This window comes from Sphingobacteriaceae bacterium (assembly GCA_002319075.1).
Taxonomy (GTDB): domain Bacteria; phylum Bacteroidota; class Bacteroidia; order B-17B0; family Aurantibacillaceae; genus Aurantibacillus.
The window spans coordinates 2,257,042-2,276,364 of record NVQB01000001.1; the positions used below are offsets into that span (position 1 = coordinate 2,257,042).

General features: G+C 39.3%; 11 protein-coding genes and 1 tRNA gene. 2 read left to right on the forward strand and 10 right to left on the reverse strand.

Annotation, left to right across the window (positions count from 1 at the left end):
* Positions 1–120: 120 nt before the first annotated feature.
* From CNR22_09895 to CNR22_09925, 7 genes are all read right to left on the reverse strand, one after another.
* Positions 121–2,760 (reverse strand): hypothetical protein, encoded by a 2,640-nt coding sequence (locus CNR22_09895; protein ID PBQ32068.1) that lies wholly within the window; start codon positions 2,758–2,760, stop codon positions 121–123.
* Between the two features lie 220 nt (positions 2,761–2,980).
* Positions 2,981–5,818, reverse strand: a complete 2,838-nt coding sequence (locus tag CNR22_09900; protein PBQ32069.1) for a hypothetical protein — start codon at positions 5,816–5,818, stop codon at positions 2,981–2,983.
* A 192-nt stretch (positions 5,819–6,010) separates the two neighbouring features.
* A complete protein-coding gene (locus tag CNR22_09905) occupies positions 6,011–8,902 on the reverse strand; it encodes a hypothetical protein (GenBank protein PBQ32070.1) in 2,892 nt (963 codons plus the stop codon).
* A gap of 160 nt (positions 8,903–9,062) precedes the next feature.
* Complete coding sequence (locus CNR22_09910; GenBank protein ID PBQ32071.1) at positions 9,063–9,734, reverse strand: helix-turn-helix transcriptional regulator; 672 nt, start codon at positions 9,732–9,734, stop codon at positions 9,063–9,065.
* Between the two features lie 27 nt (positions 9,735–9,761).
* Entirely contained in the window at positions 9,762–12,137 is a 2,376-nt protein-coding gene (locus CNR22_09915; protein ID PBQ32072.1) for a hypothetical protein, read from the reverse strand.
* Between the two features lie 46 nt (positions 12,138–12,183).
* A complete protein-coding gene (locus tag CNR22_09920; protein ID PBQ34869.1) occupies positions 12,184–13,266 on the reverse strand; it encodes a hypothetical protein in 1,083 nt (360 codons plus the stop codon).
* A gap of 466 nt (positions 13,267–13,732) precedes the next feature.
* The gene (locus CNR22_09925; GenBank protein ID PBQ32073.1) at positions 13,733–16,234 is read right to left on the reverse strand and encodes a hypothetical protein; all 2,502 of its coding nucleotides are present in this window, start codon (positions 16,232–16,234) and stop codon (positions 13,733–13,735) included.
* Here CNR22_09925 and CNR22_09930 point away from each other — a divergent pair.
* On the forward strand, positions 16,233–16,418 hold the full coding sequence (locus CNR22_09930) for a hypothetical protein (protein ID PBQ32074.1): 186 nt from the start codon (positions 16,233–16,235) through the stop codon (positions 16,416–16,418). The genes CNR22_09925 and CNR22_09930 overlap by 2 nt on opposite strands.
* A 44-nt stretch (positions 16,419–16,462) precedes the next feature.
* On the opposite strand, the gene CNR22_09935 is transcribed toward CNR22_09930, so the two are convergent.
* Entirely contained in the window at positions 16,463–17,218 is a 756-nt protein-coding gene (locus CNR22_09935) for a hypothetical protein (GenBank protein PBQ32075.1), read from the reverse strand.
* Between the two features lie 174 nt (positions 17,219–17,392).
* On the opposite strand from CNR22_09935, the gene CNR22_09940 reads away from it, so the two are divergent.
* The gene (locus CNR22_09940; GenBank protein ID PBQ32076.1) at positions 17,393–18,772 is read left to right on the forward strand and encodes a hypothetical protein; all 1,380 of its coding nucleotides are present in this window, start codon (positions 17,393–17,395) and stop codon (positions 18,770–18,772) included.
* Positions 18,773–18,915: 143 nt separating this feature from the next.
* Here CNR22_09940 and CNR22_09945 read toward each other — a convergent pair whose 3' ends face one another.
* Both CNR22_09945 and CNR22_09950 read right to left on the reverse strand, forming a co-directional pair.
* Positions 18,916–19,179, reverse strand: coding sequence for a hypothetical protein (locus tag CNR22_09945; protein PBQ32077.1), 264 nt, complete (start codon positions 19,177–19,179; stop codon positions 18,916–18,918).
* A gap of 53 nt (positions 19,180–19,232) precedes the next feature.
* Positions 19,233–19,309, reverse strand: a tRNA-Arg gene (locus CNR22_09950).
* Positions 19,310–19,323: the final 14 nt, after the last annotated feature.

Genomic DNA, 19,323 nt, shown 5'->3' on the forward strand with positions numbered 1-19,323 from the left:
AATTTTTTGAGATGAGTGAACCGTTCTTCGAAAGAGGAACGGTTTTTTTAGTGCTTTGAATGAGGCTAAACAAAAAGCCCCGCGGATAAACATCGCGGGGCTTTAGAACTTAAGATTAAATTATTTCGTCACAATAACTTTTTGATTTATTTTTCCATTAGTATTTTGTCCCACGAGGAAATAAACGCCGCCCGCTAAATTTGTTACTAAAGCTTTAAAGTTATTTTCTGACGTAAGAGAGAGTGTTCTTACTTCTTGTCCTAGTTCATTGATAACTTTTAAAGTAATTTCTGAATCGGTGCTCACATTAAAGTCACCGTTGCTAGGATTAGGATAAACGATTACACTATTTCCTATACCTTTTAACTCTTCGATGCCCGTGCAGGTTCTCACGTTTATGGTTACCGAGCCCGAGTTGATACAGCCATTTGCATTCATACCTGTAACAGAGTAAATGTTATTGTTTAAGGTTGTAGGGTGTACACTCACATTGCTTGCCGTTGTACTTGCGCTATTCGTGTTCGCACTCCAGCTATAAGTTACACCACCAGAAGCCGTTAATGTAATGTTAGCATCCGTTCTGCACACTACAGTTTTTGTAGCAATAACTGTAATTGTAGGGTTACTGTTAACCGTAATAGAAATGTTTGTTGTGCTTGGACAACTTAATCCCGTAACGGTTGTACTAGCAGTTACAGTATAGACAGTAGTTGTAGCAGGACTAACCATTGCAACCCCTTGTGAAGATGGAATGCCTGTCCATGTATAAGTATTTGCGCCACTTGCCGTTAGAGTTGTGCTTAAACCCTGACAAATGCCTGTCGTTGAGGCGCTCACAGATAAATTAGTAGCAAGCGTATTGATAGTAATCATATACTCGGCACTAGTGCAACCGTTTGTGCCAGTACCCACAACCGAATAAGTTGTTAACCCCGCAGGATTAACAAGGTTTCCCGCTGTTAAAGGTCCATTCACCCAGGCATAACTACTTGCGCCGTTCGCCGTAAGATTTACTGACCCTCCAACACAAACCAAAGTTTTTGTAGCCGCAACGGTTAATACCGGAGCTGCTTTCGTTAATATGATTTGTCCACCATTTGCAGAACAGCCAAATGAATTAGATCCGGAAACCTGGTAATTCGTTGCTCCAACCGGTGTTACAGAAATCACCGCACTATTAGAACCTTGACCCGTCCAGGTAAATGTGGACGCTCCACTCGCTGTTAGGGTTACTACCGAGCCGTCGCAAACTAAGCTGTTACTGGCAACCACGTTAATTGTTGGAACCGGATTTGTGTTTACCGCCACTGTTGCCGTTCCAATACAAGTGCCATCAGAGGCCGTAACCGTATATATTGTGTTAGCCTGAGGGGCTAAAGTCAGAGGGTTTGTAGCAACATTCTGAGGTGCCCAGGTATACCCGTTCACGGCAGAAACTGCTGTAAGCACTACGGTACTTCCTTGACAAACCAATGAAGAAGTTGTACTTGCTGTTACCACTAAAGGAGCAATTGTGATAGTAGCGTTAGCAGTGCTTGATCCACAACCATTTGTTCCTGTTACCGTATAAATTGTTGTTGCTATTGGAAAAAACCCAACACCATTTGTAACTGTTGTTGCTCCACCAGCCCATGAATAGGCAAGAGCTCCAGATGCAGTTAATGTAGCTGACTTTCCTACACAAATTCCGCTAGTAGCACTCGCTGTATTAACAATAGACAAAGATGGTACAGCGCCGTTTACAGTAATGCTTACGGATGCAGAAGAATTGCATCCAGCTGTACTTGTACCCGTTACTGAATAGATGCCACTTGCACTAGGTGAAACAACAATAGATTGTGTTGTGGCTCCTGTACTCCAGGAATAATTACTTATTGCATTTGTAGTTAAAGTTACAGAGTTACCGCTGCAAAGAGAATTATTTGCCATTAACCCGGTAGCACTTAATGTAACACTGCAGAGTTCGTTAATAATCACCAAACCGTCTGCCGTGCTGGTAGGACTTGACACAAAACCTGTCTGACCGAATGCTACGGTCGTGCCATTAGCCACCCCACCAATGTAACCTGAGCCTCCACTTTCACAACCGCCGCCGTACCAACCGCCGCCGCCGCCGCCATAGCTACCTCCACTTGAACTAGCATCCCAACCCTGGCCAAAACTAGCGCTTCCACCTGTAATAGCTGAAGTTCCTGCTGAACTCTGCGTTCCACCGGTGCAACCACTTCTGGTACTATTTCCTCCGGTTAATGCTCCACCGTCTCCAGGAGTTATACCTGTGCAACCACCTGCGCCGCCACCTGCAACTATAATAACAGCAGATGTGTTACTCGATAAGGCACTCAGAACTCCCGTTAAAGTGGCAACGTGTGAAGCCCCACCTCCGCCATTAAAGGCATAAGTGTAATATTTTCCGGGACCACCACCATTCCAACCACCTGGAACACTATTACTCGTTTGAGCCCCACCTGATCCACCAACTGATATGTAAAGAGTTGTAGTGGCAGTTAATGAGAGGGTTCCTTTTGAATATCCCCCTTTTCCTCTATACGAATTTGCATCATTGTTGTGCCAGCCCCCAATTGCTCCCCAACAGCTTATGGAATAGTTCCCTGCCGGAAGGCTCACAGTTTGTGTACTTCCCGTGTAATTAAATGTGTAGGTTGCCTGTGAGTACACTGTACTCGAAAATAAGATCAATGCCAGTGTACATATCACTTTAATTGTTCCTGATAAGAATTTGTAGATATTTACTTTCATAGTTTCGTGGGTTATATTGTTTTTATTTTAAAGCGTTTGTTCTACAAATCTAATCTCTTTTAGAACTAAAAAAAGAGATTTAACACAGCTTTTTGATTTTATGAATTCTGGTGCTATTTATTTTTTAACTTATCCAAGGACATAGGCAAACACTTTGTCACTTATTCCAAAAAAAAGCCCTGCTGAAATATTTCAGCAGGGCTTTCTTAATTAAGAAAATCTATTTTGTCACAATAACCTTCTGATTTATTTTTCCAGAAGCATTTTGTCCAACAAGGAAATAAACGCCGCCTGCCAGATTTGTTACTGAAGCTTTAAAGTTGTTTTCTTTTGTAAGAGAAAGTACTCTCACCTCTTGTCCCAGTTCATTTATAACTTTTAAAGTGATTTCTGAATCGGTACTCACATTAAACTCACCATGACTTGGATTTGGATAAACCATTACGCTGTTTCCAATACCTTTTAACTCTTCGATGCCGGTGCAGGTTTTCACGTTAATGGTCACTGAACCAGTATTAACGCAACCATTTGCATTCATCCCTGTAACAGAGTAGATGTTGTTATTTAAGGTGGTAGGATGTACACTTACATTTCCGGAAGTTGTACTTGCACTATTTGTATTTGCACTCCAGCTATAAGTTACACCTCCAGAAGCCGTTAATGTAATGTTAGCATCGGTTCTGCACACTACAGTTTTTGTAGCAATAACTGTAATAGTGGGATTACTATTAACCGTGATAGAAATATTTGTAGTGCTTGGACAACTCAATCCTGTAACCGTTGTACTAGCCGTAACTGTGTATACGGTGGTAGTAGCAGGGCTTACCATTGCAACCCCTTGTGATGATGGAATGCCTGTCCATGTATAACTATTCGCTCCGGTAGCTGTAAGGGTTGTACTTCCTCCTTCACAAATAGCAGTTGTTGCTGCGCTCACCGATAAATTGGTTGATAGTGTATTAATAGTAATCATATATTCTGGGCTCGGGCAACCATTTGTGCCAGTACCCACCACCGAATAAGTTGTTTGTGAAGTAGGATTAACTAGGTTGCCAGGTGTAGCTGGTCCATTTACCCAGGCGTAAGTACTTGCACCGTTAGCTGTAATGTTTACAGAGCCACCAACGCAAACTAAGGTTTTGGTTGCGGTTACCGTTAATACCGGAGCAGCTTTGGTTAATACAATCTGACCTCCATTTGAGGAGCAGCCGAAAGAATTACTCCCCGAAACCTGGTAATTCGTTGCGCCAATAGGTGTTACAGAAATCACAGCACTATTAGAACTTTGACCAGTCCACGTAAATGTTGAAGCACCACTGGCTGTTAATGTTACCACTGAGCCATCACACACTAAAGAACTGCTCGCTACAACGTTAATAGTTGGGATTGGATTAGTATTTACCGCAACCGTTGCTGTTCCAATACAGGTGCCATCCGAAGCAGTAACTGTATAAATTGTATTTGCCTGAGGCGCTAAAGTAATAGGATTGTTTGATGAAACGATAGGAGCCCAGGTATAACCATTCACGGCAGAAGTCGCTGTGAGCACCACGGTACTTCCTTGACAAACCAATGAAGAAGTTGTACTTGCTGTTACCACTAAAGGAGCAATTGTGATAGTAGCGTTAGCAGTGCTTGGTCCACAACCATTTGTTCCTGTTACCGTATAAATTGTTGTTGCTGTTGGAAAAAACCCAACACCATTTGTTACCGTTGTTGCTCCACCTGCCCAGGAATAAAATAGTGCTCCACTAGCAGTTAATGTTGCCGACTTGCCAAGACAGATCCCGGTTGTTGAACTTGTCGTATTTGCAATAGTTAATGATGGCGCAGCTCCATTTACTGTAATACTTACGGATGCGGAAGAGTTACAGCCAGCTGTACTTGTACCGGTTACCGAATAAATGCCGCTTGAACTAGGGGAAACAACAATAGATTGAGTTGTGGCTCCGTTACTCCAGGAATAATTACTTGCGGCATTTGTAGTTAGGGTTACAGAGTTGCCACTACATAAAGAATTTCCTGCATTAAGACCTGTAGCGGATAAGCTGATACTACAAAGTTCTGTAATTAATATATAACCGTTGCCTGCAGTAACAGGATTGGTAATGAAACCGCTTTGACCAAACATGATAGTTGTAGCACTGGTTACACCACCGATGTAGGAAGAACCGCCGCCGCCGGCACCACCATCACCACGACCGCCTCCACCACCATAATATCCGGCACCACCGCCTCCAGCATGGTCATTTCCTCCGGTAAAAGTACAGCCGCCACCGCCACCATTCCATCCACCATTGCCACCATTGCCACCCGAACCACCTCCAGCATGCATAGTTCCTGATGGTGAAGCTGCATTGGAAGTTCCATTTGCTGAACCGCCACCAAATCCATATCCACCTGGACTTCCTCCTCCATAACTGCCTGCTGTTGCAGACCCGCCGGCACTTTGTGATCCGCCGGTAGCTGCTGATCCTGTTGAAACCTGTGAACCATCTGTGGCAGTGGCTCCAGTTAAACCTCCTCCGTCTCCGCCAGTGCTTTCTTCTCCAGAAACACTACCTGAAGTGCTACCACCTCCGCCTCCGGCTGCAATTATAATTAAAGTGGAGTTAGATGCAGGTGCTATGTCGGACATTCCACCGCCACCGCCGCCAAGATTAGAAGCACCGGAAGCATTCCCTCCATGTCCACCAACGTAGATGTTAAATGTTGTAGTAGTTGCATTCGAATAAGTGCCTCTTGCATAGCCACCTATTCCGCCCGTTGTGGAATTTGTTCCACCAGTGGCATCTCCTCCATTAGCTCCCCAGCATTGGATTGAATAATTACCAGCAGGTAGGCTAATGGTTTGCGTACTTCCCGTATAATTAAAAGTATAAGTTGCTTGTGAATGCATAGTAAAAGAAAATAGAGTCAATACAAGTGCGAACAATCCCTGTTTCGAACCCGATAAGAATTTGTTTAGTTTTGTTTTCATAGAGTAGTAGTGTTTATGATTAATACTATTGATAGAACAAATGTCGTCGCCTAAAACAAGTAAGTTTTGGTTGTCCATTTTTCTACAGATTTTGTGTGTGTCAGGTAGTTTTGTTTCATGTTGTAGGATTTTTGTATGTGTTAATTATATACAAATCTAAACTCTTTTCATTTTAAAAAAAGACTTTTAACATTCATGTTCGGATTTGGAGTAGAATAAAAAAGCCCACACAATACTATGCGCGGGCTTTCATTATTTAAAAAACAGATCTTATTTCGTCACAATAACTTTCTGATTTATTTTTCCAGAAGCATTTTGTCCGGTGAGGAAATAAACACCGTTAGGTAGATTTGTTACTGAGCCTTTAAAGTTATTTTCTTTTGTAAGAGAAAGTACTCTCACTTCTTGTCCAAGTTCGTTAACAACCTTTAAAGTGATTTCTGAATCATTACTCACATTAAACTCACCATGACTTGGATTTGGATAAACCATCACGCTGTTGCCAATACCTTTTAACTCTTCGATGCCGGTGCAGGTTTTCACGTTAATGGTTACTGAACCAGTATTAATACAACCATTTGCATTCATCCCGGTAACAGAGTAGATGTTGTTGTTTAAGGTGGTAGGATGTACGCTTACATTTCCGGAAGTTGTACTTGCACTATTTGTATTTGCACTCCAGCTATAAGTCACACCACCAGAAGCCGTTAATGTAATGTTAGCATCCGTTCTGCAAACAACAGTTTTTGTAGCAATAACTGTAATTGTAGGATTACTGTTAACGGTAATAGAAATATTTGTGGTACTTGGGCAGCTTAATCCTGTAACCGTTGTACTAGCGGTAACTGTGTAAACAGTAGTCGTAGCAGGACTTACCATTGCAACCCCTTGTGAAGATGGGATGCCTGTCCATGTATAAGTATTTGCTCCAGTAGCTGTAAGAGTTGTACTTCCCCCTTCACAAATAGCAGTTGTTGCTGCGCTCACAGATAAATTGGTTGATAGTGTATTAATAGTAATCATATATTCTGGGCTCGGACAACCATTTGTCCCAGTACCCACCACCGAATAAGTTGTTAGCCCTGTAGGATTAACTAGGTTGCCAGGTGTAGCTGGTCCATTTACCCAGGCGTAAGTACTTGCACCGTTAGCTGTAATGTTTACAGAGCCACCAACGCAAACTAAGGTTTTGGTTGCGGTTACCGTTAATACCGGAGCAGCTTTGGTAATTACTATTTGTGCACCATTCGAAGAACAACCAAAAGAATTACTCCCCGAAACCTGGTAATTGGTAGAACCAACAGGTGTTACAGAAATAACAGCACTATTAGAGCTTTGACCAGTCCACGTAAATGTTGATGCACCACTGGCTGTTAATGTTACCACTGAGCCGTCACAAACCAAAGTACTGCTCGCTACAACGTTAATAGTTGGGATTGGATTAGTATTTACCGCAACCGTTGCTGTTCCAATACAGGTGCCATCCGAAGCAGTAACTGTATAAATTGTATTTGCCTGAGGCGCTAAAGTAACAGGATTGTTTGATGAAACGATAGGAGCCCAGGTATAACCATTCACGGCAGAAGTCGCTGTAAGCACCACGGTACTTCCTTGACAAACCAATGAAGAAGTTGTACTTGCTGTTACTACTAAAGGAGCAATTGTGATAGTTGTGCTGGCGGTACTTTGACCGCAACCATTGGTACCTGTAACTGTATAAACAGTTGTGGCTGTTGGAAAAAATCCAACACCATTGGTAACCGTTGTTGCTCCACCAGCCCAGGAATAACTAAGAGCTCCCGATGCTGTCAACGTAACAGATTTACCTACACAAATTGCAGTACTCGGTGTATTGGTGATAGCAAGCACAGGCAACCCCCCACTGACAGTTACAGTCATACTTCTTGAAGCTGTGCAGTTAGAAGCTGTTAATGCAGATACCGTATAAACAGTAGTTGCTGAAGGAGAAACAACTATCACAGAACTTGTAGTATTACCATTACTCCATGAAAAACTACTTACCCCGTTGGTTGTTAAGGTTACACTTTGACCCGAACAAATAGAAGGAGCAACGCTGCTGCTAGATCCTGAAGCCACTAAACTCATGTTACATAATTCCTGGATAATTACTGTGCCATTCCCAACACTAAAAGAAGCTGTGTTTACGGGGTTAGTACCGGCATTAAATGATCCCGCTCCACCGCCTCCTGATGCATATCCGTTAGCGCCAGATTGACCAACTCCGCCGGAATATCCGCCACCACCACCAGCTCCAAACGAACTAGAGCAATAACCATTACCACCGCTTGCTCCCCCGAAACCTCCATCACCGGTAACATCGGTACCAGCACATCCATGATAAACAACAATTGCAGTATGAGATGCCCCACCTGTTGTAACACCGCCCACATTCCCTGAACATTTTGCAGTGCAGCTTACTCCCGAAACAAAATCCACACCGTCTGAATACCATCCGGCTCCACCTGGATTTGCTCCGTTCCCTCCGGTTCCTGGCGTGCCATTGCCGTAAGATCCTACAGTTCCGCTTGTAGTAATAACAGCATGAGATCCATCAAATCCTGCGCCAGCTCCGCCGCCGCCGCCAGCAACGATGAGCGGTGTTGATTGTCCGTTTATCCAGACAAAACTGCCACCACCACCGCCGGTGTTATATCCGGAGGACAAATCTTCTCCTTGTTGACCAACAATAATATTAAGGACGGATGTTCCATTTATTTGAAAATCCCCCTGCATACTCACTCCCTTTCCTCCCAAATATCCAGTAGTATTACCACCTCTGGCACCAATAGCAGTAATTCTATATAAACCTCCATTGACAGTAAATGATTGGATTCCATTACTTGCAGTAACCAAGCCCATTAAATTTGTATTAGTGTAAGAAGTATTTACCTGCGTTTGCGTTGGCCCGTACCTGCCGGTTGCACCCGCAACGTTAAAAGTATAAGTGCTTTGAGACTTGGTAGCCCCTGATAAAAAAATAGTGACTATCAAAAACAAAAATGTTTTGACTGTTATTTTTTTACCCAATCGCTGTGTGTGTGTTTGGTAATTTTTTTCCATAAGTTTAAATTTTGTGATTTTGTGGGTGTTATTCGCTAACAAATCTAACCTCTTTTCTTTCTTAAAAAAGATATTTAACAAAAAGCACTCACTATTTTATTTGCGAAAATCAAGCGACATTAAATTAATGGTAAACTTTTTTGCCTTAGGTACGGCGGGACGTGAACTTGGCGCTAACTAAAATTTTAAGGAATTAACTTATTAAATAACTATTTTATTTAGTAAGTATTCTTTCGCGGTATTACACAAGATCAAAAGCCCGGGCATATTCAGAAAGTTCGAATGAAGACTTGATATTGAGTTTCTGATAAATGTTTTTGCGATGGGTTTTAACTGTCTCTGTGGTAATGTGAAGTTTCTCTGCGATCTTAACTGCGGTTAAACCCGTGGCAAGATTTTTCATTACCTCACGTTCTCTGTCTGACAATTTGCTGTAGTGCTTTATATTGGCGCGCAGAAAATTATTTTCTTCAAGTAAACGTGAAACTTTATGAGTAACATGATGCAATGGATCTATAGGAACAGCAAAAGTAATAGAGAGTAAAGGAAGGTTGTCTTCATCACGCAATAAAATTTTAGAAGAGCTAAGGTGCCATTCCCATTCGTGTTTGTCGGAGGGCCTTACCTGTTGAAAGAAAGAAAATATTTCATCCTCTTCGTTCTTCTGAATAAGGTCGTACATCTTTGGCACATAGTCTTTGGCGTCTTCTTCATTAAAAAATTTCTTGTGATAGTCGGCCCCAAGATTTTTGATTTTTTCAATACTCAAGCCAAGGCTTTTTACACCTCTTTCTGAAATGTATTCCACGCGTCCAAACTGGTCGCGTACATTGTGAATAATGACTACTCCGGGAAATTGATCGGCAACTGCGCTTATTTCTGAAATCTTGTTTTCTATCTTTTTGAGCTCCATAAATACCAATCTATTTCCGACTTAAAATTATTGCTTTATTAATTTTACAACTAAATTTTGGCTGCCATTAATTTTAAGATAGTATAATCCGTTAGCATAAGTAGTCAGGTCAATTTCTTCATAATACAGATCGTGGCTTTTAGATAAAACTAGTTTTCCGGTCGCATTGTAAATCTCCAGATTAATTTTTTCAGCAGAAGAAGATAGTTCAACATAAAAAATTCCCGAGCCTGGATTTGGAAATAGCTTAAAGTTAGTAGCATTATATGCGGTGTTTAAACCGGTGCAGTTATCTACAGTTTGTGTAAAAAAAGCCGTGGTCTTGCATCCATTGATATCACTGGCAACTACAGAATAGGTTGCATTTGTTATCGGAGCAATTTGTAGGGTAGTGCTGGTTGACAAGTCGTTCCATACGTAGAAATCTGCTCCGCTAGCTGTGAGGCTTACATTTTCACCAGTACAAATTACGGATGATGTACTAACAATATTCACCACTGGCAAAAGATTAACAAAAATGTTCACACTCGATGTATTTATGCAACCATTAAGGTCTTCACCCATAAGCGAATAATTGACTGAAGCAACTGGATTTACTAAAACAGAATTTCCAACTGATCCGGTATTCCATGTAAATGAGTTGGCTCCATAACTATTAAGCTGAATTTGATCGCCAGAACAAATTGTATCCTTGTCAGCAATTATAGTTAAAGTGGGTTGTGCATATACGGTAATCGTAACTGGTGTTTTTAAATTACTGGCCTCACATGTCCAAGCTTCAGCATAGTAAGTGTATATGCCCGGACTTAAATTAGCTAAATGCAAATTCCCTCCTGTGAAAAGGACTTGTGCTCCCGTTGTATCGTACCATACTATCTCGCTTAGTCCTCCCGAAGCGGAAAGGGTTGTACTGTTTGGAAAGCAAATAAAAGAATTGATAAGGCCAGTCGTATTGGTTGCTGATAAAGGTTTACTGCAGGATCCACCCCACTTTGTAATAAACGCATCAGTCTTTACCCCAGAGCTCAAAGAGTATACTGAAGGAAAGGGATTAAAATCGCCTGTACCCCGAAAGGCTCCTGTTGTATAAATATTTAAATGTCTATCTACCTGAATTGCTCTGGAAAATGAACTGTCTGAAAATGTTCGGGCCCATAGAAACTGCCCTGTAGAGTCAAGTTTAGCAACATATGCTCCTTCGGTGGCCGAGGCAGTATAGCTAGCAGGACCTGGATCAAAATCTGTAAGTCCGAAGAACGGACCAGTTAAATACACGTTTCCGTAATAATCAGAATCAATTATTTTATTACCCCAATAGGTGTTCCAGTTGAATACAAAATTTTTTGCCCATTTAAAATTTCCTGCTGTGTCTAACTTTAAAACAAAAAATGCTGCCCCTGAATCAGGCGATAAAGTATAAGTATTGGGCCCCGGATCAAAATCAGTAGTTCCACCAAAACTTCCATGCATATATATGTTTCCAAAGTCATCTGATTCTATTGCGTTTGAATACTCCAACCCAGAAGAAGAACCAATTTTGTGAATCCATGAAACCACACCTTGTTGACTTAATTTACATACAAAGAAATCCGTTCCTCCCTGTGCATTTAATGTATAAGAAGTTGAGCCCTGATGATATATTGTGCCGAACAAGTTGCCAGTAATGTAAACGTTACCGGAAGCCGAAAGGCTAATTGCCGTCGCATACTGAGAGCCTGGTCCGCCTATCCTGGTTGCCCAGCCAAAGTTTCCTGATGAATCTAACTTACAAACAAAAACATCATCTGAATTAGCTGATGAAAGCATGTATGTGTTAAGGTCCGGATCAAAATCTGCTGTTGACTGAAAAGAGCCGGTAAGATAAATGTCGCCATAAGAATTAACTTCCATATAGTAGGCAGCATCATCTAATGCTCCGCCCAACCTCTTAATCCAGATAAAATTACCATTTGCATCTAGTTTACAAACAAAGGCATCAAAATACCCCGCAGAGTGAGAAGTAATAGAAAATGTACTATTACCCATATTAACATATGCCTGAACAAAATACCCTGCCACATAAATATTTCCAATCGCATCAAGCTTAATGGAAGAGGGATACACGTTAAAACCTTTAATTGCTTTAGCCCAAACATATGCTCCATTGGAGTCTAGTTTACTAATAAAAACATTCGACGTAGAATTATATCCAATCACATTAGCAACGCCCGGACCTGGATCACAATCCACAGAATCTTCAAACGCTCCAAGAGTAAAAATATTTCCTACGGAGTCTGTCGTTATGGAAATCCCGGAGGCATCAGATGGCCCTCCCATACTTTTAGCCCAACGAAATGAAGGGCCTTGACTAAAAAGTTGTTGGCTCGAAATGATAATCAGAATGTAAATAATAAGCTTATTCATGTATTTGGGTATTAAAAAAAGCTAAGATACTCTATTTATAATTTACTTAATCTCTATCTAACTCTATCCTGAAAGTTGTTCCTTTATTAGGTTCGCTGTTAAGCACGTAAATTTTTCCTTTGTGATAAATTTCTATGATGCGTTTACAAAGACTTAATCCTAAACCCCAGCCACGGCTCTTGGTAGTAAAGCCAGGTTCGAACACAGTGGTGAATTTAGATTTAGGAATACCTTTTCCGCTATCTGTAATATCAATAATAAGGGTCTCGGGTATTTCTGTAAGACTTATATGTAGCGTGCCTTTGCCTTCCATAGCATCAATGGCATTTTTACAAATATTCTCTATTACCCATTCAAATAAAGGCTTGCTGAGATGCGCATGCATTATTTCGTCAGGAAGCTCAAGGGTGTATGCTACATTTCTTGATGTTCGTTTTTTTAAATAGTCTACTGCTTCAAATAAAACCTCATTTACGTTTTCTGAAACGAGCGTGGGCTGTGAGCCAATTTTACTAAAGCGATCGGTAATGGTATTCAGGCGCTTCACATCCTGCTGCATTTCATGTATTATAGATTCATCAACGCCTTGCGACAACAAATGTTCGTTCCATGCCATCAGTGAAGATAAAGGCGTTCCTAATTGGTGTGCTGTTTCTTTACTCATTCCCACCCAAACCTGATCCTGTTCTGCTTTACGAGCTGTACTAAATAAAATATAAGCGATGATAAGAAATAACCCTATTACCCCAAACTGTATATAAGGGTAGAATTTTAATTTGGTAAGCAATTCTGATTCGGCGTAAAAAATATAATTGGTTTCACCCTCTCCCAGATCAATAGCGATTGGCTGATTGGCCTGTGCTAGTTCAAGTAGTGTCGCTCTAAGTTTCTCTGGTGTATTTATTTTATTGGTATCAATTTTGTCGCTATGGTCAATCACATGGCGTTTACTGGCATCGGTAAAAATTACCTGTACTTCGGAAGTGGTGACGGCAACTTCTTTAAAAGATTTGATGAGATCTTCAAAAACGGTTTGAATATCCGAAAAAACTTTGCTGTCTTTGTAATAGAGATAAGAATTAAAGTCTTTGTAATAATTAATGACCACGGGATCATATTTTTTCTTCATCAGGTTTAATTCCTTTCGCAAATAGGCGGTATCCTGAGATTTCAGAGAGTCAAGATTTCTTGAGGTAATCTGGCCATTGTCATTCACCATAATTACCGGAACCGTTGTGTTTTCCTGAAGAACTCTTAAAACAAAATTGATATCGGCAGAATTATCATACTGGTTAAGCTGCTTAAAGGCCTCTGCAATGAGTTCCGCTTTCTTTCTTTCTTCAATTTTCATCTCACTAAAAAGATGATTTTCAGACTTAATAAGTTTTGCACGCCTTTGTACAGCGTCAGCCCATACTTTTGCCTTTAATTTTTCATCCTGGGCTATACGCTTCACCAAATTATTGGTGTACCAGAAGGAAGCCACAACAATAACAAGCGCCGCAAGAGCAAGCGCTAATTTCCATCGTTGTTTTTGGGCGTAAATATTCACTTAAAAGCGATTTTCAAATTTGGTATTTATAAATGTAGCGTTTTTAAAAGTCCTCGTCGTCCTCTTTTTTCTTTTTTAACTCAAGCCCTTTTTTAGGCACACTGCTTTCAGGCTTTTCTAACTCAAACGTAGTTTCTTCTTTTTTAGTCTTTTTAAGTGTAGAATCTTTTTTAAATAACTTAAATTCTTCTTTAAAAAGTTGTTTCATGTTAGTTTTCTCCTGACTCATGTCACTTTTAATCTTTTCTTTGAGTCCTTTTTTATCAAATTTTATTTTCGGATTATCGAGCGTTCCTGTCATCAAAATAAAGGCGCTCCGCTTGTTGTCTGGATCATTTTCTATTGGCCCGAATTCTGAATCCTGTACTTTTCTTTTCTTAGCTAATAAATGATTGATCAAAAGCTGAATGTGATAATCAATTCTATTGTCGAACGTGTGTGTGCCCCAAACTTCAATATCTAATGCTGAGTTTTTTATGGACGTTTTTGGAATGGTGATGGTACTGTTCTTGATTTCTACAGCACTTTGAAGTGAAGAGAACTTAACGCGTTTTAATTCTTCCACATCCACAAATTTTGAAAGGCTTAGTAAAGGTTTAAAATCATTGAGTTCTCCTTGCTCAATAGTTAAGTTACAAGTTGCCTGGATAGATCTTGGATCTGACACCAAATTATTATCCCATCGGCCTGAAAACTCTATGGCTGCCCCTGCAGAACCTTTAATGTTTTTTTCAGTTAAAGTAGTTTGCCCGAAACTGTTTAATTGCTGAAAGAGCTCAGAAATATTAATGTTCTTAAGATTACTTTGTAAAACAACATCTAATCTATTTTTTGAGTTGTCCGCAAAGGCATTGATCTCCGCTTCGCCTTGCATAGTTTGCAATTTCACGTCGCTCACCATGGCTTTTTGGTTTTTAATTTCTATTTCTCCTGTGATAGATCCTGCCTCAAATTTTCCAAAATTAAATTTAAGGATGCTTGCGTTTAATTTAAAATTAACATTGGATGGAATGAGTGAAGCATTAGAATTACTTGTGCCGGACTTTTTTCCTTCAGACATAAAATCCTCCAACAGCAATTTACTGGAATACAAATTCCCACTTATTATTAAAGGTGATTTTCTATCCAAAATATAATTAAAGACTCCCGGAATTTTTCCATTTAAAGTGATGTCAGAACTTCCTCTTTTTAATTTAAGATCTTGAACTTCAATTTCCCGTTCTCTGGCCTTGATCAAACAATTTTCAATGGCGTAAATTTTCGCATCGCCTTTGAATTGCGCTTCCAGAGCTGAAACCTTTGCCTCTAATTGAAGCTTTACTTTTTCTGTAAAAGTTTGATCTTTTAATGCGCTCAATAAGCCTTCTACTTCTGTATCAATTTGTAAATTTCCTTTTAACAGGCTAAGGGTATCAATAGGCCAGAAATTAATAATATTCTCCAGCTTGGTAGAAGCTTGCGCCGTGAACTTAATATAAGGATCGGAAAAATTATTAATAAGGCAATTTCCTTTTAATTCATCACTGTTAAGATTGAGGTGAATATTCTTTAAGTTTAAAACAGACGCCAAATTCGAATAATTCAAATAGCCTTCCAAGTTAACATTACTGGCGCTTGCAGACGTGGGTTTATATGAAATTTGCCCGTTTTTGATTCCAAAATCACTGATAAAACTATAAGTGTTTTTATCCAGGTAACGCATGGTTCCGGATGCGTAAAAATTTCCAGAACTTTTATAGTCGCTGATTTTGCCCTTATAATTTTCGGGTAACAACGACAAAAGAGAAGAAATATCAAGATTAGGCGCGTTGTATTTTATATCGGCCCGCTCAAGGCTATCGCTGAAATTAAATTGTCCGCTTAATTCTAACCCTAATTTATTGAGATTGATGTCAGCTTTCTTTAAGGTATAAGAATTGTCGCTAACATCAAGACTTATAGAAAAATCGCAATTTTTAGCCTGCAGATAATTGGTTTTGCCTTGCACTATTTCTTCAATATAGAGTCTTGCGTCACTGGCCATTTCGAAGTTTTCTTCCATGAAATGTCCTTTAAAGCTTAAGCTCTTAATGTTCAATGAGGTTTTAAATACAGTTTTCCTGTTTTTATAGCTCAGTTTACAATCTTCGATGCTTATTAGCTTTAAATCAAATTGTGTACTTGCATTGTCTTGAGCAGATTTCGTTTCAGTCTTTTTCCAAAAAATGTAATTAGGTTTTCCGTCTTTAAGGACGCGTAATTTTACAACTGCATCTTTTAATTTTATTTTTTCAATCTGGTAATTTTTATTCCAAAGGTCTTTGATATTAAAATGCAGATTTAATTGCCCGGCAAACAATAGCGTGTCCCTGTTCTTTATCGGTAAGGCCTCCAGCATCAACAAATTTTTAAACTGTATTGAACAATCGGGAAAAGTTTTGATTATTGTAAGATCAATATTTTTAGGATCTATCTTTACCTCAGCCTTCAAATGTTTATTGAGTTCGCCAACGATGGCTGATTTTACTTCATCTTCATAAATAAAAAGTAAGGCAATAAGTGACATGCAAAAAATTACAGCTATTGAAAAAATCCAAAGCAGAATTTTACGGATCCTTTTTAGAATCGGGGTTTTCGGTTTATTAAAGCTATTCGTCTCTTCCAACAGTATAAAAATGCGTAATTCTTTGCCTGCATTTATAACACTTTCAGGGAAAAATAAACAATTGGGTTTTTATAATTTTAGTTAAATAAGTAAAGTTGCTTTTTTTACTTTGAGATTTAAACTTGACACTTACTCTAACTGTACAGCCCTTCCCCGATAGTTTTCCGAACTATTACCAACGTTTTTTATTTCGTCGGGTTTGTTGGTGTAATAGATATTACCGTCCGATTTGATGTGGTATTCCATTTTTTTTAAGTTGGTAGCGTTAATGAAGCAGTCGCCAATAGTAAGGGTTTCAACAAATACATAGTCTTTTACCAATAAGTTTTGCGCGCGGATGTAATTTGTGCCATTAGTATATACGAAAAGACTATTTGTTTTGCCGCTGAAGTAAAAATCGCCGTTTCCGTGTGTACTTGTTCTTATTTGGTTAAATGTGCCGTTTACATAAGTATCCCCTGAATTTTCAATTCTTAACACTAGTGTATCCTGGTAAAAATCTTCCGCGAACCTTAGAGGAGCTACGCTGATGTTGGAAACCAATTCTATGTAGGGAACGGTTACGTTTACATAAATTTCGTGTTTATATCCTCTTACAAAATTACATTTGTTGTTGTTATCTAATTTTAAAGTGCCATTCGTTACTTTGGTAGAAATATTCCTGATAATATTTTCACCGGCTATTACTTCAACCTTAAACTGTGTGCCTTTGTAAATGGTGACATTAATTTTATCGTTCACCTCGATTTTTTTGAAGCTGCCCGTTTCGCGTATCACAGAAATCGATTTCCCGGTAGATTTAAAACAATCAAGGGCATTTTCCTTTCTGCAGGAAATTAAAATAACAATCACTAAAAAATATAATGAAGTAGCCCTTTTGCGCATTAGAATATCAGCTTCTAAATTACAAAATTTAGTATGGTCTCGCTATTATTGGCAGAAATAATATAGTTAGTGGTATATGTTGGAAATTAAAACTGTGTCAGTCCTCCGCAAGTTCAGTCGAAAACCTTATTCAGAATTTATATATTCGTTTTTTAAATAAAGACTTTCAGATTGATGAAACTAGTTTCTTTACTAAGAAAGAGATTTACATTAAATTACTTACTAATTAGCGTATTTATTGCGGTGACCTGGGTAAATTTTAACCAGGAACGCTGGAAAAGAAAGGACGTTATTGCCAGTGACGTTGCGCACTATTATTCCTATTTGCCTGCAGCGTTCTATGAAAAAGATCTGTCGCTTTCTTTTTTATCGGATAGTATAAATCAGTGGCAGGAAGTTTACTTCTATTCGCCTAACTACACTTCAGAACACAAAGCTGTTATCAAAATGAGCATGGGAATGTCACTAAGTTACCTTCCGTTTTTTGCTTTAGCTCATTTTTATGCACATTTATTTGATTATCCCGTAAATGGCTTCTCAGAGCCTTATCAGTTTGCCATACAATTCGCGAGTTTATTTTATTACCTCATCGGTATTTTCTTTTTATGGAAAGTATTGCGTTTCTATTTTTCACAGGAAGTGGCGTTCATTACACTCTTTTGTATAAGTTTTGGAACAAACGCCTTCTATTATCTTACACTGGGGGCGGGTATGGCTCATGTTACAGACTTTGGATGCATGAGTGCGTTTTTGCTGTTAACCCTGCAATGGCATAAGGAACCGCGTTTGAGCAAGGCTATACTACTAGGTTGTCTTGGCGGTTTTTTAGTTTTATTACGTCCAATAAACGTTTTGGTAGTTCTTTTCTTCTTCTTTTACCGTATTAGTTCAATTGGCAATTTCCGCTCTAAAATAAATTTTTTTCTCTCCTACAAGCTTCAGATAGTTGCAGTTATTTTCTTTTCCATTCTCGTCTTTATACCACAAATGCTATATTGGAAATTTGTGACAGGCCATTTCCTTTTTAATTCTTATGTAGGAGAACATTTCTTTTTTGATAATCCTCACATTTTTAAAGCTCTTTTCGGTTTTAGAAAAGGCTGGTTTATTTATACGCCCATAATGCTGGCGGCTGTAGTTGGTTTCTTTTTTCTTAGGGAAAAACTTAAGGAATTTTCGCTTGCTTTACCGGTATTTTTTATAGTATATCTGTATGTCGCCTTCTCCTGGTGGTGCTGGTGGTATGGCGGCTCATTCAGTCAAAGGGTTTTAATAGATATTTATCCTTTTCTGGCTATTCCTTTTGCTGCAGTTATAAAGTCCGTTCAAAATTTTAAAAAAACAAAGATGATACTTTACACCTTACTTATCTGTTTCATACTTCTCAATCTTTTTCAAACTATACAGGCAAAATATAACATCATTCATTACGACGCCATGACTCGGCAAAATTATTTCAAAGTATTTTTTACAATCACAAAACAAGAAGGCCGCGAAAAGTATCTCGATCATCCAGATTACGATAAAGCAAAACGCGGCGAAGAGGAGGATTAAGAATTAAAGGTTTTATTTTCTCAAAAAAGGTTTAACCCTTTTGAAAGCGAGCTTTACTATTTCCTTCTGGATTAGCTGCGCTGATCCAAAATAGAACCCCTCTTGATATAACAAAACTCCCTCTTTCAGAGGGTTTTTTATTTTCATGCCAATCTTGTTGAAAGCGAGCTTACTATTTCCTTCTGGATTAGCTGCGCTGATCCAAAATAGAACCCCTCTTGATATAACAAAACTCCCTCTTTCAGAGGGTTTTTTATTTTCATGCCAATCTTGTTGAAAGCGAGCTTACTATTTCCTTCTGGATTAGCTGCGCTGATCCAAAATAGAACCCCTCTTGATATAACAAAACTCCCTCTTTCAGAGGGTTTTTTATTTTCATGCCAATCTTGTTGAAAGCGAGCTTTCAAAAGCTTTGCATGAAAATAAAAACGCCGCATAAATGCGGCGAGTTTTGTTCTTATTGTAGTCCCACTTGGATTCGAACCAAGGGCCGCCGGTTTAGAAAACCGGTGCTCTATCCAACTGAGCTATGGAACCATTTTCCTCCAAAT